The sequence below is a fragment of the Rhodanobacter ginsengiterrae genome, from assembly GCF_050026815.1.
In the GTDB taxonomy this organism is placed as follows: Bacteria; Pseudomonadota; Gammaproteobacteria; order Xanthomonadales; family Rhodanobacteraceae; genus Rhodanobacter; species Rhodanobacter ginsengiterrae.
The window spans coordinates 1-1279 of the sequence record NZ_JALBWO010000022.1 but is presented as its reverse complement, the minus strand read 5'-3'; the positions used below and the strand labels follow the sequence as shown (position 1 = coordinate 1279).

Here is a 1279-nt window from a genome sequence, read left to right as displayed (position 1 = left end):
CCGCCGCGCGTGCCTTGGCTACCTCGTCCTTGCTGATCTGACCACCCGGGTTGCCCCAGCTGTTCAGCACGTAGGTGAGGATGTTCGCCACTTCGTCGTCGTTGAGCTGGCTCATCGGCGGCATCACCGAATCGTACTCATGGCCGTTCACGGTGACCTTGCCGGTCAGGCCATGCGTCACGATGGTCATCGCCCGCTTCGGATCGGCGGCCAGGAAGTCCGACTTCGCCAGCGGCGGGAACACGTTAGGCAAGCCTTCGCCGTTCGCCTGGTGGCAGACCGAACAGGTGCCGGTGAACAGCTGCTTGCCCGCCGCGATCTGCTCGGCCCTGGTCAGCGTGCCGGCCGCATGCGCCGTCGCCGCCGTGGTCACCGCTGTCAGGTTCGGCTCCGAGCGGTCGCCCAGGTAGACCGAGTCCACTTCCTTGCCGGAGTAGATCGCCTTGTTCTCCGGGCCGTCCACCTTGAGGATGCCCAGCGCGCCCTTGTTGAACGCGCGGAAGATCGAGTGATCGACCAGCACGTAGCTGCCCGGCACGTCGGTGTGGAATTCCACGATCGCCGCGCCGCCGGACGGGATCAGCGTGGTCTGCACGTTGTGCTGCGCCACCGTGCCGCCTTCAGGCTGCACCTTGTCGAAGATCTCGCCGATCACGTGGAAGCTGGAGACCAGGTTCGGACCGCCGTTGCCGACGAACAGCCGCACCGTCTGGTTGGTCTTGGCGGTCAGTGCGTTGTCGCCGGTGAGCGAGCCTTCCTTGCCGTTGAACAGCACGTAGGTCGGCCGCTCGTCGATCGCCTTCTCCATGTCGAACGGCTGCAGACCCTTCTGCCGGTACTTGCCGGTGGTGTAGAAGTCGCCCTGCATCACGTAATACTCGTGGTCGACCGGGCTCAGCCCCTCCGGCGGCTCGACCAGGATCAGCCCGTACATGCCGTTGGCGATGTGCATGCCCACCGGCGCGGTGGCACAGTGGTAGACGAAGATGCCCTGGTTCAACGCCTTGAAGGTGAATTGCGACTCGTGCCCCGGCGCGGTGAAGCTGGACGCCGCGCCACCGCCCGGCCCGGTCACTCCGTGCAGGTCGATGTTGTGCGGCATCTTGCTGTCCGGCGCGTTCTTCAGGTGGAACTCCACCGTGTCGCCCTGACGCACCCGGATGAAGCTGCCTGGCACGGTGCCGCCGAAGGTCCAGAAGGTGTAGCTGACCCCTTCGGAGATCGGCATCTCCTTCTCCACCACTTCCAGCTCGACGATCACTTTCGCCGGGTAATTGCG

1 protein-coding gene is annotated in these 1279 nt (G+C 65.1%); it reads right to left on the bottom strand.

Annotated features, from left to right (window positions below):
* On the bottom strand, positions 1-1279 hold a 1279-nt coding region (gene nirK, locus ACQGNJ_RS00115), incomplete at both ends, for a copper-containing nitrite reductase (RefSeq protein WP_426687220.1).